General features: G+C 53.7%; 26 protein-coding genes. 23 read left to right on the forward strand and 3 right to left on the reverse strand.

The genetic code is table 11. The features are described 5' to 3' along the window. Window positions 1-50 precede the first annotated feature (50 nt). Window positions 51-296 carry a GlsB/YeaQ/YmgE family stress response membrane protein gene (locus PUR_RS13155; protein WP_179035634.1) on the forward strand — a complete coding sequence of 82 codons (246 nt, stop codon included), beginning with the start codon at window positions 51-53 and terminating at the stop codon, window positions 294-296. A 175-nt stretch (window positions 297-471) separates the two neighbouring features. After that, window positions 472-1077 (forward strand): acetylglutamate kinase, encoded by a 606-nt coding sequence (locus PUR_RS13160; RefSeq protein WP_197970088.1) that lies wholly within the window; start codon window positions 472-474, stop codon window positions 1075-1077. A gap of 246 nt (window positions 1078-1323) precedes the next feature. Here PUR_RS13160 and PUR_RS13165 read toward each other — a convergent pair whose 3' ends face one another. Continuing rightward, window positions 1324-1845, reverse strand: coding sequence for a DUF3231 family protein (locus tag PUR_RS13165; protein WP_179035635.1), 522 nt, complete (start codon window positions 1843-1845; stop codon window positions 1324-1326). Window positions 1846-2273: 428 nt separating this feature from the next. Here PUR_RS13165 and rsmD point away from each other — a divergent pair, with 428 nt between their 5' ends. Together rsmD and coaD are read left to right on the forward strand one after the other, a co-directional pair. Continuing rightward, on the forward strand, window positions 2274-2870 hold the full coding sequence (gene rsmD, locus PUR_RS13170; RefSeq protein WP_179035636.1) for a 16S rRNA (guanine(966)-N(2))-methyltransferase RsmD: 597 nt from the start codon (window positions 2274-2276) through the stop codon (window positions 2868-2870). Then, complete coding sequence (gene coaD / locus PUR_RS13175; RefSeq protein ID WP_179035637.1) at window positions 2867-3388, forward strand: pantetheine-phosphate adenylyltransferase; 522 nt, start codon at window positions 2867-2869, stop codon at window positions 3386-3388. Before rsmD ends, coaD begins: the two co-directional genes overlap by 4 nt. Here the strand turns inward: coaD and PUR_RS13180 are convergent. Further along, window positions 3357-4580 (reverse strand): nucleoside recognition domain-containing protein, encoded by a 1224-nt coding sequence (locus PUR_RS13180; protein WP_179035638.1) that lies wholly within the window; start codon window positions 4578-4580, stop codon window positions 3357-3359. The two genes, coaD and PUR_RS13180, sit on opposite strands and share 32 nt — an antisense overlap. Window positions 4581-4743: 163 nt before the next feature. Between PUR_RS13180 and PUR_RS13185 the strand changes: the two genes are divergently transcribed. Then, window positions 4744-5781, forward strand: a complete 1038-nt coding sequence (locus tag PUR_RS13185) for a SepM family pheromone-processing serine protease (protein ID WP_232101488.1) — start codon at window positions 4744-4746, stop codon at window positions 5779-5781. On the opposite strand, the gene PUR_RS13190 is transcribed toward PUR_RS13185, so the two are convergent. Continuing rightward, the gene (locus PUR_RS13190; RefSeq protein ID WP_179035640.1) at window positions 5771-7117 is read right to left on the reverse strand and encodes a tRNA(Met) cytidine acetate ligase; all 1347 of its coding nucleotides are present in this window, start codon (window positions 7115-7117) and stop codon (window positions 5771-5773) included. The genes PUR_RS13185 and PUR_RS13190 overlap by 11 nt on opposite strands. 195 nt (window positions 7118-7312) lie before the next feature. Between PUR_RS13190 and PUR_RS13195 the strand changes: the two genes are divergently transcribed. The 18 genes from PUR_RS13195 to hydF all read left to right on the forward strand — a co-directional run bounded on the left by PUR_RS13195 (window position 7313) and on the right by hydF (window position 24560). Continuing rightward, a complete protein-coding gene (locus PUR_RS13195; protein WP_124694304.1) occupies window positions 7313-7825 on the forward strand; it encodes a YceD family protein in 513 nt (170 codons plus the stop codon). 57 nt (window positions 7826-7882) lie between these two features. Further along, on the forward strand, window positions 7883-8056 hold the full coding sequence (gene rpmF, locus PUR_RS13200) for a 50S ribosomal protein L32 (protein WP_019911234.1): 174 nt from the start codon (window positions 7883-7885) through the stop codon (window positions 8054-8056). A 281-nt stretch (window positions 8057-8337) separates the two neighbouring features. Next, window positions 8338-8934: a transcription factor FapR gene (gene fapR / locus PUR_RS13205; protein WP_179035641.1), complete on the forward strand. Its 597-nt coding sequence runs from the start codon at window positions 8338-8340 to the stop codon at window positions 8932-8934. Then, window positions 8918-9907: a phosphate acyltransferase PlsX gene (plsX, locus tag PUR_RS13210; protein WP_179035642.1), complete on the forward strand. Its 990-nt coding sequence runs from the start codon at window positions 8918-8920 to the stop codon at window positions 9905-9907. Before fapR ends, plsX begins: the two co-directional genes overlap by 17 nt. Before the next feature lie 8 nt (window positions 9908-9915). Then, window positions 9916-10905 (forward strand): beta-ketoacyl-ACP synthase III, encoded by a 990-nt coding sequence (locus PUR_RS13215; protein WP_179035643.1) that lies wholly within the window; start codon window positions 9916-9918, stop codon window positions 10903-10905. Between the two features lie 21 nt (window positions 10906-10926). Further along, complete coding sequence (gene fabD / locus PUR_RS13220) at window positions 10927-11850, forward strand: ACP S-malonyltransferase (protein ID WP_179035644.1); 924 nt, start codon at window positions 10927-10929, stop codon at window positions 11848-11850. A gap of 57 nt (window positions 11851-11907) precedes the next feature. Continuing rightward, on the forward strand, window positions 11908-12657 hold the full coding sequence (gene fabG, locus PUR_RS13225; protein ID WP_179035645.1) for a 3-oxoacyl-[acyl-carrier-protein] reductase: 750 nt from the start codon (window positions 11908-11910) through the stop codon (window positions 12655-12657). A 121-nt stretch (window positions 12658-12778) separates the two neighbouring features. After that, a complete protein-coding gene (gene acpP, locus PUR_RS13230; RefSeq protein ID WP_019638123.1) occupies window positions 12779-13012 on the forward strand; it encodes an acyl carrier protein in 234 nt (77 codons plus the stop codon). Window positions 13013-13220: 208 nt separating this feature from the next. After that, window positions 13221-14459, forward strand: a complete 1239-nt coding sequence (gene fabF / locus PUR_RS13235) for a beta-ketoacyl-ACP synthase II (RefSeq protein ID WP_179035646.1) — start codon at window positions 13221-13223, stop codon at window positions 14457-14459. 12 nt (window positions 14460-14471) lie between these two features. Beyond that, window positions 14472-15188, forward strand: coding sequence for a ribonuclease III (gene rnc / locus PUR_RS13240; protein WP_179035647.1), 717 nt, complete (start codon window positions 14472-14474; stop codon window positions 15186-15188). A 246-nt stretch (window positions 15189-15434) separates the two neighbouring features. Then, window positions 15435-15785: a Na-translocating system protein MpsC family protein gene (locus tag PUR_RS13245; RefSeq protein WP_179035648.1), complete on the forward strand. Its 351-nt coding sequence runs from the start codon at window positions 15435-15437 to the stop codon at window positions 15783-15785. Between the two features lie 134 nt (window positions 15786-15919). Next, window positions 15920-18064: a formate dehydrogenase subunit alpha gene (fdhF, locus tag PUR_RS13250; protein ID WP_179035649.1), complete on the forward strand. Its 2145-nt coding sequence runs from the start codon at window positions 15920-15922 to the stop codon at window positions 18062-18064. Continuing rightward, window positions 18061-18732 carry a 4Fe-4S dicluster domain-containing protein gene (locus PUR_RS13255; protein ID WP_179035650.1) on the forward strand — a complete coding sequence of 224 codons (672 nt, stop codon included), beginning with the start codon at window positions 18061-18063 and terminating at the stop codon, window positions 18730-18732. Before fdhF ends, PUR_RS13255 begins: the two co-directional genes overlap by 4 nt. Beyond that, complete coding sequence (locus tag PUR_RS13260; RefSeq protein WP_232101489.1) at window positions 18729-20165, forward strand: [FeFe] hydrogenase, group A; 1437 nt, start codon at window positions 18729-18731, stop codon at window positions 20163-20165. The genes PUR_RS13255 and PUR_RS13260 overlap by 4 nt, the downstream gene beginning before the upstream one ends. After that, on the forward strand, window positions 20162-20746 hold the full coding sequence (locus tag PUR_RS13265; protein ID WP_179035651.1) for a 4Fe-4S dicluster domain-containing protein: 585 nt from the start codon (window positions 20162-20164) through the stop codon (window positions 20744-20746). The genes PUR_RS13260 and PUR_RS13265 overlap by 4 nt, the downstream gene beginning before the upstream one ends. Before the next feature lie 59 nt (window positions 20747-20805). After that, window positions 20806-21843, forward strand: coding sequence for a GTP 3',8-cyclase MoaA (moaA, locus tag PUR_RS13270; RefSeq protein ID WP_179035652.1), 1038 nt, complete (start codon window positions 20806-20808; stop codon window positions 21841-21843). Window positions 21844-21850: 7 nt separating this feature from the next. After that, window positions 21851-23272 carry an aspartate ammonia-lyase gene (locus tag PUR_RS13275; protein WP_179035653.1) on the forward strand — a complete coding sequence of 474 codons (1422 nt, stop codon included), beginning with the start codon at window positions 21851-21853 and terminating at the stop codon, window positions 23270-23272. Between the two features lie 31 nt (window positions 23273-23303). After that, a complete protein-coding gene (gene hydF, locus PUR_RS13280) occupies window positions 23304-24560 on the forward strand; it encodes a [FeFe] hydrogenase H-cluster maturation GTPase HydF (RefSeq protein ID WP_179035654.1) in 1257 nt (418 codons plus the stop codon). Window positions 24561-24611: the final 51 nt, after the last annotated feature.

The following is a 24611-nucleotide window of genomic DNA, read 5'->3' on the forward strand; positions in this document are numbered from 1 at the left end:
TTTCAGTTCCTAACATACCTTGAACCAACAACTTGAGAGGGGATAACTGAATGCATCTGTTATGGGTATTGATTGTCGGCGGGTTAATTGGTTGGTTAAGCGGCAACTTGATTGGCAGAGATGTGCCTGGAGGTATCGTCGGCAACATTGCGGCTGGCTTTGTGGGATCTTGGCTAGGGACGGAATTGCTAGGCGCCCGCGGACCAATCGTTGGAGGATTTTACATCGTGCCCGCGATTATCGGCTCTATATTGGCGTTGCTTATTTTCTTCGCGATTGCACGCAGACAACAATAAGAGGTATAGCGGAAATCCGAGGGTTACGAAAAGAGCATGAGGTGGCGGCGGATACTTCGGAAATAAGGCTAAGTACCGCAGGATGGTCAAGACCGGAATCGCCAAAGGGGTTACATGCAAGCACAAAATGAGCACTCCGCCTATATACTGTAGTAAAAAATGAAGGAGTCAGCCTATGTATACTTATTTCCCGATCTATAGCAATTATGCTTTCCGACAGCCCCATCAATGGGAGTGGACGCCATCGAAAGTAGAGTTGAACAGGAAGCTCAGGGCTTTATGGGAACAGCACGTGTACTGGACCCGATTAACGATCAACAGTATTGTTGATGGCCTGAAGGATGAGAAAGAAACAACCGAAAGGCTCCTCCGTAATGCCGACGATTTTGCGGCAGTTCTTGCCCCATTCTATGGTCCGGCTGTTGCGACCGAGTTTGCCAAACTGATGCGGGGACATCTCACGATCGCTGCCGAGCTCGTCAAGGCGCTGAAGGCGGGGAACTCCAAAGCGGCCGCGGACGCCCAGAAGCGCTGGTATGAGAATGCGGATGCTATTGCTGACTTTCTGGCCCGGATCAATCCCTATTGGTCCAAAGCGGAGTGGCGGCAAATGCTCCACGAGCATTTGAGGCTGCTCACCAATGAGGTCGCCACGCGTATTGCCGGGAACTATGCGGAGAACATTGCATCAAATGACCAAATTGAACCGCAAGCGCTTGGAATGGCTGACGTGATGACGAGTGGAATCATTCAACAATTTCCGTCGAAATTTCTTAGTTGATAACCGGCTTTAGATTCCTATCCGAGTAGCATTTGCTGTAAAAAAGGTATAAGGACCTCAGTGACACTAACTGAGTACAGGGCATAGGCAACGAGCGAACCCATGGTTCCATTAGCACCTGTTGTAGCTAAGCCAACATGGGTGAGCGTGAAATCGAAGAAAGTTATTCCGGCAGCGACCATATAAGTTCATACGAAAAGAAAGAGGGCGTCTCGCCTATTCGACTTAGGAGACACCCTCTTGATTTTATGCTTTAACTGGTTCGGGTCTTTTTACTTGAAGCGGAGGAGGAATTAGCCAGCCTTTTTTCTTGTTTATATGCAGGATTCTCAGACCTAAGCTTGCTTTTGTAGCATGATACTTGGCGAATAAAGTGCCAATATCCTCACGAATCGATTGGCCCATCGCTTGGCTGCAAGCAACAAGTCCGACTGCATTCTCGGCAGCGATTTTAGCTGCAATCTCCGGATCTGTAAATCGCGCACCTACAGGAATATCCTCAAGCTTGACTTCGGGTCTGTGAGGCAATATTGGCGCTGAAGCGATGCCATTGTCCTCGAGAAGCTTATCGCATTCACTGATTTCCAGTTCAGCTTGATCAATTAACGAGCCTAATACTTTTTTTAGGTCGTGGTCACCAGCATGATTTAAATATGCCCGATAACAAGAGACCGTTCCTTTTGCAGCCATTGAAGCCGACCAAACGTTAAAGATCTCTCCATAATGCATCGGTTCTTCTTTGGGGTTGCCGCCTAGAATCCCTGTCATATTCAAGCTCCTTTTTTAGTTCATTTTTGACAAGTTAAGTATGCCAGAAATATTGAGCCATTATACGGAGAGTTGGGTTCAGGGAATTGTTGACCGAATATTTCGAGCTTGATAAATAAGGTTTTACACACAAAAATCGGGCCCCGTCTCGCGACGAGGCCCTTTCATGGGAGAGGAGAAACCGGACGAAGAGCTTATGGGGAAGCGTAAGCTTGCTCCGCGGTTGTCTACGACATTTTGTGATGTCGATAATTACAGGATGACCCTTGACAGCTGATTTTATACATATCATGCAAAATTTTGTCCGCCGGCTCACGTGACGGGATGCGACAATTTTTTTTATTTAACGGCGGGAATGTGGTACGATAGGCGTGAAATTATGCCGTTTTGGCGTAATAAATAGATATACAGAGCAGGTGAAGCAAGCAGTGAGAGTGGTGTCGGGCACAGCCAAGGGAAGACCTTTAAAAAGCGTTCCGGGAACCGGAACCCGCCCTACGACCGATAAGGTCAAAGAGGCGATTTTCAGCATGATCGGCCCTTATTTCGAAGGAGGCGACGTGCTGGACCTGTTCGCCGGGACCGGCGGACTCGGAATCGAAGCCCTGAGCAGGGGGATGAACAGCGCAGTATTTATCGACATGGAGCCGAAAAGCATCGATACGGTACGCGAGAATCTAAAGACTGCAAGGCTCGCAGAAAAGGCCGAGGTATACCGGAACGATGCGAACAAGGCCTTGGGCGCGCTGGAGAAGCGGGGGCGGATATTCGATCTCGTCTTTCTGGACCCGCCTTACCGTCATAAATTCGGGGACGAGCTAATGGCCTTCATGGCAGACAAAGGGCTGCTGCGCCAGGGCGCGGTCATTGTGCTTGAGCACGAGTCCGGCTATGAATATCCCGAACAAATCCCGGGCTTTGAACAATTGCGTCATGCAGTGTATGGAGAAACGGCGGTATCCATTTACCGTTATGTATCCGGCGAAGAGACCGACATCGATAAGGATGAGGGGGTACAAGAGTGAGTCTGCAAATTAGAGAGGAAAGGGTCGCGATTTACCCCGGTAGTTTCGATCCGGTAACGCTGGGCCATATCGATATTATTGAGCGGGCCGCGAAGCAATTCGACCGGCTGGTCGTGGCCGTATTGAATAATTTAAGCAAAAATCCGCTGTTTTCTGTAGAGGAGCGCGCCGATCTGCTTCGTCAGGTAACATCGCATCTTCCCAATGTGGAAATAGACAGCTTTCGGGATTTGCTTGCCAATTATGTCCGGCAAAAAAATGCGCATGTTATCGTCCGGGGCATCCGCACCGTTACCGATTTCGAATATGAACTGCAAATCGCTACCATTAACAGCAAGCTGAATTCGGATGCGGAGACGATTTTTATGATGACGAATCCGAAGTACTCCTATCTTAGTTCCAGCGTGGTTAAAGAAATCGGCCATTTTGGCGGAGATTTGACTGATTTCGTCACTCCGGAAGTTGAACGGGCAATCCGGCTGAAGTTCAGCGAAAGCGGCGGTGGAGAGCTGAAGTAAGCCGGACAGTGGCAGACAGAATCAGCAAGGAGAGCAGCATCAACACCAACAGTGCGGCTAAATTGGGGAATAAGCTCCAGGCCGCTCCTTCTCCAGATGATCCGGACATAGGAGAAAGGTTCCCGCCTGCAAAAGCGGGCAGTGCCGCCTCTTGAATCGCAGTAAGCGGTTTGTAGAGCAGCAGCGTCAGAAGGAACGCATAACCGCCGTGCAGAAGCCGCCCTGCGGCAAACGGGAGAAAGCGGGCACCAGCGGGCCTCAGCACCGTCAGCGCTTGGAGCTGTGCGCAGATGCCGCTCCAGCCAAGCATTCCCGACAGCAACGCAAGCCCGAGCGGTCCTATAGACAATCCAGGGACTGTCGGTGCGACTCCGGTCGTCAGCGCCTGCGCCCCAAGATGAATTTCCAGTAGACTGGCTGGCAGGGCGGCTGGCAGCATGGGCCATTGCCTTGTTACAATGCTGATGACGACGGCGAAGATAATCATATAACCCCCAACCAGCATCAGGCTCTGCACCGAGGCGCTTACCGATTCGCCAAGCAGTCTGCCGAAGCTGCGGCCGTCCCTTGCGCGCGCGTCCGCTGCGGCCGATGCAGCACGCCGGATTAGGGAAGCCCGACGAATGGCGGAAGTTTTAGCCGGAGCGGTATCCTTTTGCGGGGGAGCTCCCGCGGATATCGTCATGCCTGCGGCGAGCCCCGCAACCCAGTGCACGGCAAGCAGGCCGTAACCGGCCGCGGGGCTGTGAAGCATGGCGGCGCCGACGACGATCAGCAGCGTGACCGGGCTGGCGAAATGGGCAAGTGAAGCCAGACGGCCGGCATCTCTACCGGAGATTTCGCCCTGCTGATGCAGCTGGACTGCTCCATGGGCACCACCGGGGAATCCGGACGTCATTCCCAGCGCCAGCGTCCAGCCCGCGGAGCCCGGCAGCCGGAAGACGAGCTTCATGAGCGGCTCCAGAAGAACGCCGATGGCATGAACGAAACCGGAGGCGCTCAGCATTTCCGATAGCATCAGAAACGGCAGCAGCGCCGGAAAGACGAGCGTCCACCACAGCTTCAAGCCTTGAAGAGAGGCATTAAACGAGCTTTCCGGCGAGGAAATGATGGCAGTTGCGAGAAGCATAGCCAGACCCCCGGACAGAAAAGGCGCTGATTGTTTGGCGATTCGCGTTATATTTGCGTTCATGTTTCATTCCACCTCTTCATAGCTTGGGAGCAGACGAGTTTACTAACAATTTATGCAGACCGGGCAACCGTCATGCTAAAGCGGGTGCAGGACCGCAAATCGGTCTCCACAAAATACATAACCGGAAATGAAGGCGGAGTCTATTGGAAAGAAGGGAACTCCATTGAGGCAATCCAGGAACAGAACGGGATTTCGCGCCGGGGTCTATCTGTTTACACTGATCGTGTTGGTCTACATCATTGTGTTCATGGGGACGCCTTACGTTGTGTACCAGCCGGGAGGCGCCTCCGAAGTTGCCCCCATGATCAAGGTGGAGAATGAGGATAAAGAGGAGGCGGGAACCTTCATGATGACCACCGTTTCCGCCAGCTATGCCAACGTGGCGCTGCTGCTATTTTCGGCGCTGAATCCGAACGCTGAAGTCGAACGCAAAGCCGAAAGGCTCGGCAATCAGACGGAGGAAGAATACGCGGCTACGCAAGTGTACTATATGAGCAGCTCGCAGTTGAATGCCGTGGAGGCTGCGTACAAAGCGGCCGGCATTCCATACCATGACGCTACCGATTATTTGTTCGTGTTCTCCGTTCCCGGGGAGACGGGTCACAAGCAGCTTCAGCCCGGAGACAAAATTGTCAGCGTTGACGGGCGGCAGGTGGCCGATCCGGAGGCGCTGAGCAAGCTGCTGTCTTCCAGAAAAGTCGGGGATCAGGTTGTGGTATCGCTGGATCGCGGCGGAAAGAAGCTTACGGAAAACATAACGCTCGTGGAGATCAAGGACAGCGGCAAGCCGGCGGTCCGTCCGGGTCTTGGCGTCGTCATTGGAGCCGTTCAGAAGGTGAAAGCCTCGGAGTCGGGGAGAGAAGTCCGCTTTACGGATACCGATGTCGGCGGTCCGTCGGCGGGCTTGATGTTCACTATGGAAATATACAACCGGCTAACGAAGGGTGATCTGACCAAGGGGTACAGAGTCGCCGGCACCGGCACGATCGATCCGAATGGAGAAGTGGGTCCGATTGGAGGAGTGAAGTTCAAAATCGTAGCCGCCGACCGGAAGGGCGCGGAAATCTTTTTCGTTCCGGTTAAGAACTACGAAGAAGCCAAGGCGAAAGCGGACAAAATCGGCACCAAGATGAAGCTGGTGCCCGTATCGACACTAAGCGAGGCTATTCAGTACATGGAGAAGCTGCCGGTCAAACCATGACCGGCGGCTTCAGATAGTCGCTGTACAGATCGCTGCGGAGCGGTGAGGCAAAGGCTGCGGCGTAGGCCGCTGAAGCCTGAAGATCCCGCGTAAGCTGGGGATGGGAGCTAAGCGCCGGCCGAATAATGACGGGGAGAGAGGCGCTTTGCTTCATTTTTTTTAGCAGAATTCTGCCGCTCTCCCGGAAACCGAGAACCCGGATATATCCCGGACCTTTCGAGAGGGCGCCAGGCGAGAATTCTTCCTTGCCGTGATTCAGCAAAATATGCAGCAGCATTCGCTGAAGCCGGGTGCGGGTGTAGCGTTTGCTCTTCAAGGCGGAGAGCAGACCATCAACCGTGAACCGCTCAAGCTCCGGTACAATCCGCAGGAGACGGTTCTCCAATCCTTCACCCACATCCAGCAGTCCGCCAAGCTCGGCGGCTGAGCGGGTGGAGAGAAGGTGAAGCAGCGGGGACCGGAAGCTCTCCCAATCGAGCGGCCCCCGGCCTTCCTCCTGCTCATGCCGAAGGATGCTCAGGCTGTCTTCCGGCATGTAGCCTTCAAGAGATCCGCCTTCCCGCAGCAGTCCGCGCAGCGCCGTTGCGCTGGCGATCGAGGTTCCGGAGCGGAGCGGTTCGTGAAAGCCCGCTCCGAGGCGGGGAACGGTCAGCGGAACGATCCCGCTGCCCAGCCGCCGCAGGGCGATCAGGTAATGAAGGCCGAGGCTGTTGTTCGGTCCGCGCAGCAGATCCTCCAGGCCGCTCCCGTTCATTGGGGAAGCGGAGCCGGCACCCGCTCCGGACATGTCTGCCGGACCAGCAGTCCGGTCGGCAGGTCCTTCAGCAGGTCCTTCGGCGCCTGCGACAACGCCATCCGGGCCGCCTTCTTCAAGGCGGTCCCGCCATGCAAGCGCCGCCGCCGCGCTGTAAGCGGCGGGAAAGCCCTCGCCGAGCGCAAGACGCCGGCGGATTTCGCCCTGAAGCGGGCCGCTTTCCTCGGCGAGAAAGCGCGCCAGCGGCAGCAGCTGCGAGGGGCTGCCGGACTCGGAGCCGAAGCACAGGCTGTCCACGACGCCTGTCGCTTCAAGCAGCGCAACCGCGCCAAAGGCGAACCACTCCGCAGGCTGGACGGCGTAAGCGACCGGAAGCTCGATCACCAGGTCGGCGCCCATGAGCAGGGCCATTTCGGTGCGAGCCCGCTTGCTTACGGCCGCGGGCTCGCCGCGCTGGGTGAATGGGCCGCTCATCACGACGATGGAGCGGGATGCGCCGGACAGTCTTTTGGCTTCTCTGAAGTGATGGACATGCCCGTTATGTAAAGGGTTGTATTCGGCAATAATTCCTACTGTCGACACACAGGGTTCACTCCTGTTCTGTATATGGGTTCGCCTTGGCTAAAGTGTACAAAAGCTCCGTCAAAACGTCCCGAATCGGTTACTAATAGTTATAACATAAATCTTCCCTCTTTCTGCAACAATATAAAGGGAAAATGGTTGACAAAGGTCATGAATGGTAGGTATAATAAATTTTGTTTGTTTGGAGTGATATCTATGAAGTTTCACTTTCGCAAAATCGCAAATGCCGACGGACCTTTGCACTTCCACGAGAATGTGGATGTCAGCGAAGCCGTCAAAGGACGCAAGGATATTTTGACTGTATCGCCGTTATTAGCCGATCTCGATGCGCTGCCCGCGGCTGCGGATCTCGTAACCGTGGAGGGTAAGCTGAGCGGAGATGCGGACATGCTATGTGCGCGTTGCTTGAATCCTGTCAAGAGCCATATGGATATTCCTTTTGCCGAGACGTTCAAGTGGAGTAAGGAACCGGCCGAGCCGGAAGAAGAGGAAGACGAGGATCTGAACTACGTGACCGATGAAGCCGTGGATCTGGTGCCTTATGTCGAGGAAAGCTTTCTTCTCCATTTGCCGCTTTCCGTGCTCTGCACCTCAGACTGCAAGGGACTCTGTCCCACATGCGGGAAGAATTTGAACGAAGGCGCCTGCAGTTGCGACAACACCGTAATCGATCCGCGTCTCGCCGGATTGAAAGATTTTTTCAAATGAGACGATGAAATGAACAACCCGTCTTTACGGGTTCACTTGAATAAGGAGGTGGAACACATGGCAGTACCTCAACGTAGAACGTCCAAAACACGCCGTGACAAGCGTCGCACGCACTTTAAGCTGGTTGTGCCGGGCATGGTGAAATGTGAACAATGCGGAGAATTGAAGCTTGCTCACCACGTATGCAAAGTGTGCGGAACGTACAAAGCTAGAGAGATCATCAAACAATAGTGATCTTTCTGAACAAAGTAGTACTTCATCTATCGGTGAGGTGCTATTTTTTTTGCGGGCATAACGTAGGCAGGGTATCAGGCAGCTTGTGTCAGGAGATTTTTCGCCGGATCACGGTTTTGAAGTCAATGCTTTATTTTTCCGGCATCATGCTTTATACTACATATTAGTACCAGGTTCTAAATTGTGAATTTTTAATTGCTTCCATATAAATTGCGGCCGTTCAGAGGCCGGTCATTGCTTAGACGAGCACGGACGGGAGGTGAACCGCCATCGAGCGCGTGTCGAAAAAAGAACGCCAGCAGCTGCTGTTGCAGATTATTGCGGACAACCCTTTTGTCACGGACCGCGAGCTTACACGGCAGTTGAAGGTTAGCATACAGACCATCCGCCTGGACCGTATGGAACTCGGGATTCCGGAGCTGCGGGAGCGTATGAAGCAGATGGCGGAGCATTCCTACGATCAAGTGCGCTCTCTTCCTCCGGATGAAGTGGTCGGGGATATCGTCGATTTGCAGCTCGACAAGAGCGGGATCTCGATCTTTGAGATTCGTGAAGAGCATGTCTTCTCAAGAAACGGTATCGCCCGGGGCCATTACGTGTTCGCGCAGGCCAATTCGCTTGCGGTTGCCGTAATAAACGATGAAATTGCGCTTACGGCCTCGGCCGATATCCGTTTTATACGCATGGTCCGGCTGGGAGAGAAATGCATTTCCAAGGCTTATGTCCGCTCGCTGGCGGGCCGCAGGGGCAAGGCCGAGGTCGACGTATTCACCTATGTCGGCGAAGAGATGGTCTTTCAGGGCCAGTTCGTCGTGTACCGGTCCGCGGCGGAAGAATACAGCGAAGGGGGAAGCCGAAGTGCAGATCGCCATTGACGCCATGGGCGGGGATCATGCGCCCGAGTGCAATGTAGAGGGTGCCTTGTCCGCGGCTGCGGAATGGAAAGATACGCAGATCGTGCTGGTAGGCGATGAAGCAAGGCTTGCGCCGCTGCTTAAAGACAAGCCTTCTAATGTGACGGTTCGCCATGCAAGTGAAGTAATCGGGCCTGATGAGGAGCCCGTCAAAGCCGTACGGCGAAAAAAGGATTCATCCATGGTTGTTGCGGGAAGAATGGTTAAGGAAGGCGAAGCCGAGGCCATGATATCCGCAGGCAATACGGGAGCTCTCATGACGACGGGGCTGCTTGTCGTCGGAAGAATGAAGGGCATCGAGCGCCCGGCGCTTGCGCCTATGATTCCGACCCTCGACGATGTCGGCGTGTTGGCTTTGGACCTCGGCGCGAATATGGACGCCGAGCCGCAGCATCTGGCGCAGTACGCGCTGATGGGAAGCATCTACCGCAGCAAGATGCACGGTATTTCGCAGCCGCGCGTAGGGCTGCTGAACGTCGGCGCGGAGCCCGGCAAGGGGAACAAGCTGACAAAGGAAGCATACCCGCTGCTGGAGCAGCTTGCGGGCATCAACTTTGTCGGCAACGTGGAAGCGCGTGACGTTCTAACGGGAAGCTGCGATGTGCTCGTCTGCGACGGCTTTGCCGGCAATATTTTGCTGAAGTCGCTGGAAGGGACAGCAGGTGCGATTTTTGCCCTGCTCAAAGAGCAGTTCAGCCGTTCCCTTAAGACCAAGCTTGGAGCGGCGATGCTTATGCCTGAACTGAGAGGACTTAAGGGCAAGATGGATTACAAGGAGCACGGCGGCGCGCCGCTGCTCGGTTTAAGCGGTCTCGTCGTGAAGGGACATGGGTCATCTGACGGCAATGCCATTAAGAATGCGGTCCGGCAGGCGCGGCAGGCACTCTCGTCGGGTCTTGTGCCAAGCATATCCAAGGAAATTAGCGGGAAGTGAGTGACAATATGAAGAGCTTACGTCCGGTCGGTATTATCGGCACTGGAAAGTATGTGCCCGAGAAAATATTGACCAACAGCGATTTAGAAAAAATAGTGGAAACGAACGATGAATGGATTGTTAGCCGCACAGGCATTCGGGAGCGCCATATCGCCGCTCCGGATCAAGCGACCTCCGATCTGGCTTACGAGGCTTCGCTCCGCGCGCTGGCTTCGGCGGGCATGAAGCCCGAGGATCTGGATCTGATCATTGTGGCAACGATTACGCCCGACACGACATTCCCTTCTACGGCTTGCATTCTGCAGGATAAGCTAGGTGCGAAGGGCGCAGCGGCATTTGACCTGTCTGCGGCCTGCTCCGGTTTCGTATACAGTCTAGCGACGGCGGTCGGCTTCATTCAGAACGGCATGTATAACAACGCCCTGATTATCGGTGCGGACTCGTTATCCAGGATTACGGATTATACGGACCGCAACACTTGTGTTCTATTCGGGGACGGCGCGGGAGCGGTCATTGTCGGCGAAGTGCCGGAAGGACGGGGATTCAAATCCTTTGATCTCGGCGCGGAGGGCGCAGGCGGCCCGCTTCTGAGACTCGAAGGCGGCGGCTCACGGCTGCCCGCTTCGGTAGAAACAGTAGAAGGCAAGAAGCATTTTATCTACATGAACGGACGGGAAGTGTTCAAGTTCGCTGTCCGGGTAATGGGTGCGGCAACGGAGAAGGTGCTGGGTAAAGCGGGTCTTACGAAGGAAGACATCGATCTCTTTGTACCGCATCAAGCGAATATACGCATTATTCAGTCAGCAATGCAGCGTCTCGATCTTCCGCCGGAGAAGTGCGTTATTAATGTAGACAAATATGCGAACACCTCGGCCGCATCCATACCGCTTGCCCTGGTGGAAGCGGCGGAAGAGGGACGGATAAAAGAAGGCGACACCGTCCTCATGGTCGGCTTCGGCGGCGGCCTGACTTGGGGCGCTTCCATATTGACTTGGTAAGTGAAAGGGAGTAATAGCATAATGGGTAAAATCGCATTCGTATTTCCCGGACAGGGCGCGCAGGCAGTCGGCATGGCGAAGGATGTATATGAAGCTGTGCCAGACGCCCGTGCGATATTTGAAACAGGCGATGAGGTTCTCGGCTTTCCGCTCAGCACACTCGTATTCGAGGGGCCTGAAAGCGATCTTAAGCAGACAGCCAACACACAGCCCGCGCTGCTTACCGCAAGCGTAGCCTATCTGGAAGCACTGAAGGGCAAAGGCCTTACGCCGGATTACGTGGCGGGCCACAGCCTGGGAGAATACAGCGCCCTGGTGGCGGCAGGTGTCCTGACCTATGAGGACGCCGTCAAGCTTGTACGTCTGCGCGGCCGGTTTATGGAAGAGGCCGTGCCGGGCGGGCAGGGCGCGATGGCTGCCGTACTGGGAGCCGAGCGTGAGGCGCTGGCCGAGCTGTGCCGAAGCGTATCCGAACAGGAAGGCCCCGTTGAGCTGGCGAACGTCAACTGCCCGGGTCAGATTGTCGTATCCGGCTCGCAGGCGGGCGTGAACGCGGTCGTTCAGCGGGTGAAGGAAGCGGGCGGCAAGCGGGCGATCCCGCTGGAAGTGAGCGGTCCTTTCCATTCCTCCTTGATGAAGGAGGCGGCGGAGCGCCTGGCGGGTGAGCTTGCCAAGACGGAATTCAGTGCTCCGTCCGTTCCGGTTGTTGTCAACGTTACCGCCCTTCCCGTTAGCGATCCGGAGGAGATCCGAGAGCTGCTGGTCCGGCAGGTGTATTCACCGGTGCTGTGGCAGGACTCCGTGGAACAGCTGATTGCAGAAGGCGTGGATACGTTCGTTGAGATCGGTTCCGGCAGCGTGCTTGCCGGTCTTATCCGCAAAATCGACAAGAACGCCAAAGTGATCAATATCAACAGTCTGGCAAGTATTGAGGCTCTTGCCTGAACCAGTGATTCGAACCGCGCAGATAAGTTTTACGGAATATGAAAGGGGACTATAAGTATGTTCTCAGCATTGCGGGGCCAGACGGCCCTCGTTACCGGCGCTTCGCGCGGCATCGGTCGCAGCATCGCGCTGGCGCTGGCGGAGTACGGCGTCAAGGTCGCCGTGAACTATTCCGGCAGCGAAGATGCGGCGCGGGAGACCGTGGAACGCATCGCGGAGCTTGGCTCCGAAGGAATCGCGCTCCGGGGGAATGTCGGCAGCACCGAACAGGCGGAAGGTCTTGTTAAAGAGACCCTTAACGCTTGGGGGCGTATTGATATACTCGTCAATAACGCCGGCATTACAAGGGACAACCTGATTATGCGGATGAAAGAGGAAGAGTTCGACCAGGTCATTGAGACGAATCTCAAAGGCGTGTTCAACTGTCTGAAGGCGGTCACCCGCCCGATGATGAAGCAGCGCTATGGCCGGATCATTAACATTTCCTCCGTTGTCGGCGTGACGGGCAATCCAGGGCAGGCGAACTATTCGGCGGCGAAGGCCGGCATTATCGGATTGACCAAATCGGCTGCGCGCGAGCTTGCTTCCCGCGGCATAACGGTCAATTGTATTGCCCCGGGCTTTATCGACACCGATATGACCCGCCAGCTGTCCGAGGAAGTGCGCTCCGACCTGGCCAAGGGTATTCCGCTTGCCCGTCTCGGCCTGCCGGAAGAAATTGCGTCGGCCGTCCTCTTCCTGTCATCGGAGGGAGCGGCATATATGACGGGCCAGACTCTCCATGTGGATGGCGGCATGTATATGTAAAGTTATAAGAAGCCCCTTGCCGGGGTTTAAAGTACGGGAATGGTCTCCGTAAAGCGTTTTTTTCGCTCTATGGTATTTTGAACTCATATCTCGTATAATACCAAAAGAGGAGGTGAACCGGATGTCCGATGTATTGGAGCGTGTAAAGCGCATTGTCGTCGACCGCTTAGGAGCCGACGAAGCCGAAGTCACACTGGAAGCGTCTTTCAAAGATGATTTGGGAGCTGATTCTCTAGATGTTGTAGAATTGGTTATGGAATTGGAAGATGAATTCGATTTGGAAATCTCTGATGAAGACGCAGAGAAAATTACGACCGTGGGTGAAGTTGTAAACTACATACAATCTCATACCTAGAGTCCTTTGCTTAAAGAGTCCCGTACCTGCTTAAGGCGGGACTTCTCCTCATTTTTACAGCGACTAACGCTTTGCGAAAGATACGCTTTGATAAGCGTATTTCCAAGGAAAATAACAAACCGCCGCCTTTTTCGCGGCGTTTGCAATTTATATAGTGGTAAATAAGAGAGAATTCAAAGCTTACAGTAAACAGATGGGGTGAATGCGTTTGAGTCATAGAGTGGTTGTTACCGGTATGGGCGTGATGACAGCGCTGGGGAAAGATTTGGAGACATTTTGGGACAGCCTGATGAACGGGAAGTCCGGCGTCTCTACAATCGAAGCCTTCGATGTCAGCGAATATACAACGCAGATTGCAGCTTCGATTAAAGATTTTGATCCTGAGGAACTGTTCGGCCGCAAGGAAGCCCGCAAGATGGACCGTTTTGTCCAATTCGCCCTCGCAGCAGGACAGCAGGCGCTGAATGACAGCGGTCTTGTGATTGGCGAAAACATTGAAGCCGAGAGATTAGGCGTATCCGTCGGCTCGGGTATAGGAGGACTTGGCACTTGGGAAGACCAGCATAACCTGCTGCTTGAAAAAGGCCCGAAACGTGTCAGCCCGTTCTTTATTCCGATGATGATCGCCAACATGGGTTCGGGACAGTTGTCCATCAGCCTCGGAGCGAAGGGACCCAATACGACGCAGGTAACCGCCTGCGCGACGGGAAGCCACGCTATCGGCGATTCGCTCCGCATGATTCAGCGCGGCGACGCGGACGCCATGATCTGCGGCGGCGCGGAAGCGACGATCCGTCCGACGGGTATGGCTGGTTTCTGTGCGATGAGAGCGATGTCCACGCGCAATGATGAACCGGAAAAGGCGAGCCGTCCGTTCGACACGGACAGAGACGGATTTGTCATGGGCGAAGGCGCCGGCATTCTGGTGCTGGAATCCCTGGAGCATGCGCTTCAGCGGGGCGCCCGTATCTACGCTGAGGTTATCGGCTACGGGTTGAGCGGAGACGCCCACCATATGACCGAGCCTGATCCGGAAGGCGCGGCCCGCTGCATGAAGATGGCGATCCGCGACGCAGGCATTCAGCCGGAGGAAATCGATTATATCAACGCGCACGGCACCTCGACACCCGTAGGGGACAAGTCCGAGACGACAGCCATCAAGAAGGCGCTGGGCGACCATGCGTACAAGGTGGCTATCAGCTCCACGAAATCCATGACTGGCCATCTGCTTGGAGCGGCCGGCGGTGTTGAGGCGATCATTTGCGGACTTTCCCTGCAAAAGGGAATAATCGCTCCAACGATCAATTTGGATAATCAAGACCCCGATTGCGATCTGGACTATGTTCCGAATACGCCGCGCGAAGCGGATCTGAACATCGTGATGTCCAACTCGTTCGGATTTGGTGGACATAACGCTACCGTTATTTTGAAAAAATACAATCAGTAAGGAGACCGTGCGATGAATGGGGACCTGAAGCAATTGCAAAGTCAACTTCATATTCAATTCCACGATTCTCAGCTGCTGAAGCAGGCTTTTACCCATGCGTCCTATGTCAATGAACACCGCTTCAACCAGCACCAGGACAATGAACGCCTTGAATTTTTGGGCGACGCCGTCCTGGAGCTGACGGTTTCCGAATATTTGTACAATCTGCTTCCGGATCGGCCGGAAGGTGAATTAACCAAGCTGCGGGCCGCTATCGTCTGTGAGCCCTCGCTGGTCAAATTCGCCGAGAACCTCGGCTTTGGCCGCTACGTATTGCTTGGCAAAGGCGAAGAACTGACGGGAGGACGAACCCGGCCGGCGCTGCTGGCGGATGTGTTCGAGTCCTTCGTTGGAGCGCTTTTTTTGGATCAGGGTTTGGAAACGGTGCGTGGGTTTCTGGCTGAATATGTACTCCCTTTGGTGGAGACGGACGGCAAGCTGCTGTTAGGGGTAAACGACTTCAAGACAGAACTGCAGGAATTGATTCAGCATCACGGTATGGGCACCTTGGAATATCGGATTATTGAGGAACGGGGACCGGCTCATGAACGCGAATTTGTCTCCGAAGTAAGCATGGCCAGCCGTACCCTTGGCCGGGGAAGCGGCCGCTCGAAGAAGGAAGCAGAGCAGCAGGCTGCTGCAGCTGCGCTACTGCGTCTGAAAGAGGACGGGTCTGAGAAAATGGGCTAACACAGACACAGTATAATATGGTCAAACGCAGCAGAGCAGCAAAGGTCTGAATCCGGCGTACAAACGGAACTCAGACCTTTGCTGCTCTTTTTCGAATTATAACGGAAATGCCCAGGAATTTAAGAATAACAGTTGGAAACGGATGGATAAGTGTTAATTTATGGATTGACAAGATTTTTGGAAAAGTCTAACATGTAATTAATTAAATAAAATCCCATAAAAAGATGGATATTGTGGGGTGTTTGGATGTGTGAGACTGAATTCGAATGCCAGGAGAAGATTAGAAGACTCGTAGTCAAGATTGTTAAGCATTATCGGGGCAGAGGTCCGGAGAATGTAAAGGTTAAACTGGAGAATGACCTGTTAATCACCATTGAGATTAGGGGAATTCTATCAAGTCTATCGGAAATTTTAATGAAAGAAGGCGCTGTCGATCTCGTTGCGGAATATTGGAAAGTATTAAAGCCTTATTTGGAAAGAGAATTTATGTCCGAAATGATAGACACGCTTGGCAGCCGGTTTACATATACTTGGAAGATTGCTGAACTTTGTCCAAGCGGCCGGGCAATTATTATTCAACTTAATAAATCGGTTTGATTGAAGAGAAAGGGCGTAAGCTTCTTCGCTTTTTAATAAGCCAGTACATGGTGTATTTCCTGACTATACTTTGTATTGGCTTATTTTTTGTTGTGTCCTTTGTGCATAAAATCACATGAAAAGGTGGTTATCCAATGGGGAACAAAGTACTGACGGTATGCCCGTATTGCGGAAGCGGATGTCAGATGCATTTGCTGGTTGAAGATGGGAAGGTCGTGGGGGCCGAGCCTGCGGATGGACGAACAAACGAAGGGAACTTGTGCCTGAAAGGTCATTATGGTTGGGACTTTCTGAATGATCCGCAGATTCTGACCGCCCGCCTTCGCAAGCCCATGATCCGCAAAGAAGGGATTTTGCAGGAGGTATCTTGGGAGGAAGCCATACAATTTACAGCAGAGAAGCTTAGTGCCATTAAAGAAAAATATGGTCCGGATGCGATTATGGGCACAGGTTCAGCCAGAGGACCGGGCAATGAGGCCAACTATGTCATGCAAAAATTTATGCGTGCGGTGATCGGCACCAATAATATTGACCACTGCGCCAGAGTATGCCACGGTCCATCCGTGGCGGGGCTGACCTATTCGTTGGGCGATGGGGCGATGTCGAATTCGATTCCGGAGATCGAGGATACGGATCTGCTCTTCATTTTTGGTTATAATGCCGCCGTTACACATCCGATTGTAGCCAGAAGAATCGTCAGAGCGAAGCAGAAAGGCGCTACTATTATCGTATCCGATCCACGAAAGACAGAATCGGCTAGAATTGCAGATACTTGGCTCCCTCTTAAAGGGGGGACAAACATGGCGCTTGTAAATGCATTTGGAAATGTACTCTTAGAGGAAGAATTATATGACAAGGATTATGTAGCCAATTATGTAGAAGGGTTTGCTGAATATAAGGAAAGTGTGCAAAAGTATACGCCTGAATATGCCGAGAGCATCACCGGTGTAAAAGCAAATGATATTCGCAAGGTGATGCGGCAGTATGCCAATTCGAATAAAGCGATGATTCTGTATGGCATGGGGGTCTGCCAATTCGCCCAAGCGGTGGACGTTGTCAAAGGGCTCGCCTCGCTGGCGCTGCTGACCGGCCATTTTGGCAGATCCGGCGTCGGCATTGGACCGGTCCGCGGCCAGAACAACGTACAGGGCTCCTGTGATATGGGGGCATTGCCTAATGTGTATCCGGGTTATCAATCCGTTACCGATCCCAAAATACGCAAAAAGTTCGAGAAGGCCTGGGGCGTGACGCTGCCGGAAAAAACGGGGTACCACTTAACTGAAATTCCCCATCTGGTATTGAAGGAAGACAAGGTGAAGGCCTATTACATTTTTGGTGAAGACCCCGTACAAAGTGATCCGAACGCGGCCGAGGTTAGAGAAACGCTGGAAAAGATGGAGTTTGTCATTGTGCAGGATATCTTTATGAACAAGACGGCACTGCATGCGGATGTCATCCTTCCCGCTACCTCCTGGGGCGAACATGAAGGTGTGTATTCGTCAGCCGACCGCGGATTTCAGCGGATTAGAAAAGCCATTGATCCTCCGGGGGAAGTGAAGCCGGATTGGCAGATTATCAGCGAGGTGGCCACTGCGATGGGCTATCCGATGTCCTACCGGAATACGGAGGAGATCTGGGACGAGATGAGAGCCCTCTGTCCTAAATTTGCGGGAGCAAGCTATAAGAAGATGGAGGAGCTGGGCGGTATTCAGTGGCCTTGCCCGTCCGAAGATCATCCGGGTACACCTTATTTATATGAGGGCAACCGCTTTTCAACCCCCAACGGCAAAGGGCGGCTGTTCGCCTGTGAATGGAGAGCTCCGCTGGAGCAACCGGATCAGGAGTATCCGCTGACGCTGTCGACTGTCCGTGAAGTCGGACATTATTCCGTCCGCACCATGACCGGGAACTGCCGTGCCCTTAGCCAATTATCCGATGAGCCCGGTAATATTCAGATCAGTCCCGGGGATGCTTCGAGCCTCGGCATTCAAGATGGGCAGCTGGTAAGGATTATCTCCCGGCGGGGTAGGATTGTAGCCAGGGCGCAAATCAGCGACCGGGTCAAAACAGGCGCCACCTATATGACCTATCATTTCTGGATTGGCGCTTGCAACGAGCTGACTGGGGACGCTTTGGACCCTGTCTCGAAGACACCGGAGTATAAATATTGCGCGATTCGCCTGGAAAAGATTCCGGATCAGCTTCGTGCCGAGCAGCAGGTTCGGCAGCAATATGAGTCGCTTAAAAAGCAAATGCATGTGGGGGCGGGTCAGGCATGAAGAGGGAACGGCCCAATTCGTTCGTCATTGCCGAAGCCGGTAAATGTATAGGCTGCAAAGCGTGCGAACTGGCCTGCTTCGCGGTGCATAACCAGGATAACGGTGTGGCTGCATCGGTAGGTACGATCACCATGCCGGTTCTTCCAAGGCTGTATGTCATCCGGTCGGACAGTTTCGCGATGCCGGTTCAATGCCGGCATTGCGAGAATGCGCCTTGCGCCGGCGTTTGTCCGGTACAAGCGATCCGGCAGGAGGAAGGCGCGATTCTGATCGATGAGGATCGCTGTATAGGCTGCAAAGCTTGTGCCATGGCTTGCCCGTTTGGCGCGGTCAGTCTTTATAAGTCGTACGGCAACGGCCAGGAGATAGAGCAGCCGTACTTAAAGGAACAGCAAAACGGCCGTTTGGAACGTAAAACAAGAATCATCGCTTATAAATGTGATTTATGCCGAAATATTGCATCAGCAGCGAATACGGTTTCTGAAGAGACAGTGACATCAGTCGCAGTTGACCAATCCGGCAGACTGACAGAAAACGGAGGCGGTTCGCTTCCCGCTTGCGTCTCAGTCTGTCCGGAACAGGCGCTGACGCTAGTTAGTCCGATCCTTGGAGAATCCCGATCACGGACGGCTGCAGATGTGGGCAGCTTGAGGAGCCTTAGATTATGACAAACTTAATTCCAGAAAAGAAAGGTTCATCTGTGATGCCAAATATCGATCCTATTATTCATATCGATAAGCAGCTATGCACCGGCTGCAGACGGTGCGCGTCGGTATGCCCGGTGGATGCAATTACTGGTGAAGCGGGCACTCCGCAGAGTATTGATGCACATCGCTGCGTAATTTGCGGGCAATGTATTCAGGCGTGTACTGCTTACGCGGCGGAGAGTGAACCTTCCCTAGCCTCTCGTGCAGAGAAGCTGCGGCAAAGAGGGCAGGTTTCTAGTGTGCGTGAACCTTTATTCGCCGCCTATTCGACCGGACATGGGCTGGAGCTGAAGGAAGCGCTGGCCGATCCGAAACGGCATAAAGTCGTGCAATGCGCTCCGGTTATCCGTGTGTCGCTGGCGGAGGAATTCGGCTTGCCGTTCGGCACATTAACGCCGGGCAAGATGGCGGCGGCGTTAAGACGGCTGAATTTTGACAGGGTGTATGACACAAATTTTGGCGCCGACGTCACGATTATGGAAGAAGGCAGTGAATTAATAGGCAGAGTCATGTCCGGCGAGCGGCTGCCTATGTTCACCTCCTGCTGCCCGGCCTGGGTCAAGCATGCGGAGACGACCGCGCCGCAGTTGCTGGAGCATCTGTCAAGCTGCAAGTCGCCAATGCAAATGATAGGAGCCTTGGTCAAGACCTACAGCGCTGAAGTTGATGGAGTTGATCCTGCAGATATCCTAAGTGTGGCGGTAATGCCCTGTACTTGTAAGAAATTTGAAGCCGGTAGGGAAGAAATGAATGTCGACGGGCATCAGGAAGTGGATCTGGTTATTACAACGAGGGAACTGGCCCAGTTAATCAAGGATAAAGGCATTGACTTCATCAATCTTCCCGACGAACCGTTTGACTCGCCTTTAGGGAAGTATTCCGGAGCAGGAACGATCTTTGGCGCAACCGGAGGAGTCATGGAAGCGGCGATCCGAACAGGGTATGAGCTGATGACACACGAGTCCATCCCGAATCTTCAGCTCGATTTTATCAGAGGGGATGAAGGGATTCGTACGGCAGCGGTGCAGATTGGGGATTTGGAGCTCAAGGTGGCTATGGTCGCGGGACTTAAATATGTATCATCCATTCTGGAACAAGTGGCCGAGGGAACCTGCCCTTATCACTTTATAGAAGTCATGGCCTGTCCCGAAGGATGCGTCAGCGGCGGCGGCCAACCGAAGCTTCTGCTGGAAACGCAGCGAAAAAGCGCTTATCAGGCGCGAAAGAGTTCAATTTACCGTCATGACGCCAATCAGAAGGTCCGCAAGTCGCATGAGAACCCGGCCATTATTAAATTATACAAAGATTTTTTAGGCGAGCCTTTAGGCCATGCCTCACATCATTTGCTGCATACCAAGTTCATTTCCAGAAGTGCCAAGGAGGAGTTGTCATGAACAGTTTCGTACTTGCCGATCCCGATAAATGTATTGGATGTCATACTTGTGAAGCAGCCTGTGTCGTTGCCCATTCGGGAAACCGTCTCTTTGAGCAGGAAGAAAGCGGTATTGCATTCTACCCGCGTCTCACCGTAATCGAAACGGATGAAGTTACCGCTCCCATCCAGTGCAGACATTGCGAGGATGCGCCTTGTGCCAATGTGTGCCCGAATGGCTCGATTACGAACAAGAACAATAGCATTTTTATTAACCAGGATACGTGTATTGGCTGTAAAACCTGCATGCTGGCCTGTCCCTATGGGGCGATTACGATGGTTACCGCGTATCAGGATGGTCAGAAGCAGCGGCAATCCGGCCTGCGGACAAATGCTGAGGGCGCATGGAGCCGGAAGGAAAGAATCGTAGCGAACAAATGCGATCTGTGTGATGAACGCGGAAATGGACCGGAATGTGTACGTGTATGCCCGACGGATGCGCTCCGGTTCATTGTACCCGGCCAAATCGATGAGTCGATTGCGCGGAAAAGAATGGCCAGTGCGCAGTTGCTGCAGCAGTTTGGCAGCTTATCCGGCTATTGAGCCCGTTTATATTTCATCCAGGCATCATTCACAAAAATGTAGAAAGCAAGGTGAATCCTTTGTCCGATCCTCTGGTTGACTCTTTTGGCCGTGTACATAATTATGTGCGAATCTCCGTTACGGACCGCTGTAATCTTGGCTGTCAATATTGCAGGACGGGGAATACAGCCGAGTATACTTCCAAGATGGACCTGCTCACCTTTGACGAGATAGTTGCCATCGTAAATGTACTTGCAGAGATGGGCGTCACTAAGGTGAGGATTACCGGTGGAGAGCCGCTCCTTCGGCCACATCTTGAAGAACTTGTATCAAGACTGAGCTCCGTATCGGGCATACGGCGCATTGGACTGACAACCAACGGTATGCTGCTGGCGTCCAAGGCTCGCGCGCTTCTCAAGGCGGGGTTGACTGACGTGAATATCAGTCTGGATTCCCTGCTCCCTGAGCGGTACGCAAACATAACGCGCGGCGGCAATTTGTCCCGGGTAATGAGGGCGGTGGAAGCCTGCTTTGAGGCCGGATTCAAAATGCTGAAGCTCAATGTAGTACTCATGCAGGGAGTTAATGACGACGAAATCGAGTCTTTTTTGCGGCTAACGCTGGATTATCCTCTGCAAATCCGTTTTATTGAATATATGCCTATCGGCGTTCAAGCAGAGGGGTGGAAAGCGGGATATATGCCGCTGGAAGGTATTATGGCCCAATGTGCGGAGAGAGGTTGGGACGCACGGCGTGTTGTGCCTGCCGATAGTCTGTCCAATCCATCTTTTTGCGGAACGGCTGCCGATTCGGGGCCGACGAGGTATTACCGGATTTCCGGTGCTGCCGGAGAATTCGGCCTGATTAATCCGGTTAGCGATCATTTCTGCATGGACTGCAACCGGCTGCGCATAACGGCGAACGGGCATATCAAGCCCTGCCTTTATTGGAACGACGAGCGGGATATCAAGCCGTTTATCGGCAATGATGAGATGCTGAGACAAGAAATCCGGCGATCGCTCGAAGCCAAACCGCAGCGGCATGAAATGATCGTTCAGCCGAACCACAAGCCTACGCAGCATGCTATGCTGCGTCAGATGTCTCAAATTGGCGGGTGAAACCGGAATGAGTGATGAATTGAGATTCCGTATGGAACAGGATTCGCTTGGCAGTGCTCCAGTGCCTCGGGATGCCTATTATGGGATTCATACCGTACGTGCGCGGGATAATTTTGCGGTCAGCGGCCGCCCGGCCCATCGGCAGCTTATGCAGGCCATGGTGTTGGTCAAGAAAGCCGCAGCCAAAGTAAACGGACGGCATGGAGATATTCCAGAGTATGCCGCTGAGGCGATTCAGTTGTCCTGCGACGATATTCTGGGAGGCATGTTGGATGATCATTTTATCGTGGATGCCTATCAGGGCGGAGCGGGAACCAGCACCAACATGAATGTGAACGAGATGATCGCAAACCGGGCAATCGAGCGGCTTGGAGGAACGAAGGGAGACTATCGGTTAATCCATCCGATTGATCATGTAAATCTATATCAGTCCACGAATGACGTCTATCCGACCGCTCTGCGTATCGCTGTCATTCCTCTGCTGCGATTACTGAGTGAAGAGCTGTCTTCCCTTCAGGAAGCGTTGCAGGAGAAGGAGCGGCAATATGCCGATGTATTAAGGCTGGGCCGGACTCAGCTTATGGATGCGCTGCCGATCATGGCCGGTCAGAGCTTCGGCGCCTACGCCAAGGCGGTAGCCCGTGACCGGTGGCGGCTCTATAAAGCGGAGGAACGGCTTCGGGAGATCAATATCGGCGGTACGGCTGTCGGCACGGGGATGAATGCGCCGCTTAAGTATACTTATGCCATTGCGGAGGAGCTCCGTGAAATGACCGGGCTCGGGTTATGCCGCAGCGATTTTCCAATGGATGCCACTCAGAATATGGATGTGTTCGTGGAAACTTCGGGCTTGCTGAAAGCGGCCGCAGTGAATCTGCTGAAGATATCGGGCGACTTCCGGCTGCTGAATTCGGGATCTTCCGGTGGCATTGGCGAATATAAGCTGCCCGCTGTACAGGTCGGCTCCTCCATTATGCCCGGTAAGGTCAATCCGGTCATCGCCGAGATGGCCGGGTCCGTCGCGATGCGCGTGATCGCCAACGATACGGCGGTGACACTGGCGGCGGCAAGCGGACAACTGGAGCTTAATGCGTTTACGCCCTTGATTGCCGAGGCGCTGCTGGAATCCCTGGAGCTGCTGAGCCATGCCGTGCCGCTGTTCACGGAACGATGTGTTCAGGGGTTAACGCTGGACCCCATCCGTTGTCAAGAGCATCTGGACCGTTCGGGGGTGATGGCTGCGGCAACGGTATCCTATCTAGGGTATGACACCGCAGCTGAGCTGGCTGCGGCCATGGCGGCCACGGGACAGCCGCTTGGACAGCTACTGCGGGAACACGGCCTAATGGCAGATGAGCAAATTGAAGCGATCCTTCATCCGCTTGAAGTTACCAAACCGGGGATTCCCGGAAGTGGCAGAAGGGTCTGAACCCAGGTAGGAAAACGAAGGAGAGCACTCTATGAGCTTGATCGATACACCACGCGGAGAACGACTGCACCTTGCCGTCTTCGGGCGGCGCAATGCCGGTAAATCGAGTGTAATTAACGCGCTTGGCGGGCAGGAGACCTCGATTGTTTCCCCGGTGAGCGGTACGACCACCGACCCGGTCTATCAACCGATGGAGCTGCTGCCGGCGGGCCCAGTGGTACTTATTGATACAGCCGGACTGGATGACGTTGGCGATTTGGGGCAGCTGCGTGTACACAAAACTATGCGAATTCTAAACAAAACGGATTTGGCGATGGTTGCGGTAGATGCCACCCAGGGAGCAGACGAATTTGAGCGGGAGCTGCTGCGGACGATTGCCGCCAGAGAAATTCCGGCGATTGTGATTTTAAACAAAATCGATCTGCTTACCGCGCAAGGAGATGAAGGAGAGGCCGACTCGGCGGCGGCACGAGTGGAAGCCGTAATTGGCTGCAAGCCGATTTGTTTAAGCGCCGCCACGGGATGTGGAATCGGCGAATTAAAGACGGCGATTGCAGCAGCCTTGCCGAGGGGAGAAGACAAGTTCCGGATTGTCGGCGACCTGTTAAGTCCTGGTGATCTGGCTGTTCTTGTCGTCCCGATCGACAAGGCCGCGCCTAAAGGGAGGCTGATCCTGCCCCAGCAGCAGACCATTCGCGACATTATGGAATGCGATGCGGTAGCTGTGGTGACCAAGGAACAAGAACTCGGGCATACACTGGCCGCAATGGGGCGCAAGCCTAGATTGGTGATCACAGATTCGCAGGCTTTCCTGAAAGCCCAAGCCGATACCCCGAAGGATGTTCCGTTAACCTCCTTCTCCATTTTGTTTGCCCGCTACAAAGGCGATCTTCCCCGGCTTGTAGGCGGGGTGAGGGCGATCAGCCGCCTGCGTGACGGCGACCGGGTGCTGATTGCGGAAGCTTGTACCCATCATCGGCAATCCGATGATATCGCCACCGTCAAGATTCCCCGCTGGCTGCGGGAAAAGACGGGCAGGCAGCTTCAAATCGATCATGCCGCCGGCAGTGATTTTCCTGAAGGGTTGGAACAGTATTCCCTTATCATCCATTGCGGAGCCTGCATCCTGAATCGCAGAGCGATGCTGCAGCGAATGGAGGAAGCCAGGGTTGCGGGGGTCCCGATTGTCAATTATGGCGTGTTTATTGCCTATGTCCATGGGGTATTCCCAAGGGCGATTGAAATGTTCCCGTCCGCGATGCTGGCCTGGGCAGAGGAAGGAAGTTAAAGATCTGTATGTTAAATGAAAGCACCCGGTTCCTTGTTACAGGTTCCGGGT

This window comes from Paenibacillus sp. URB8-2 (genome assembly GCF_013393385.1).
GTDB lineage: Bacteria > Bacillota > Bacilli > Paenibacillales > Paenibacillaceae > Paenibacillus_AQ.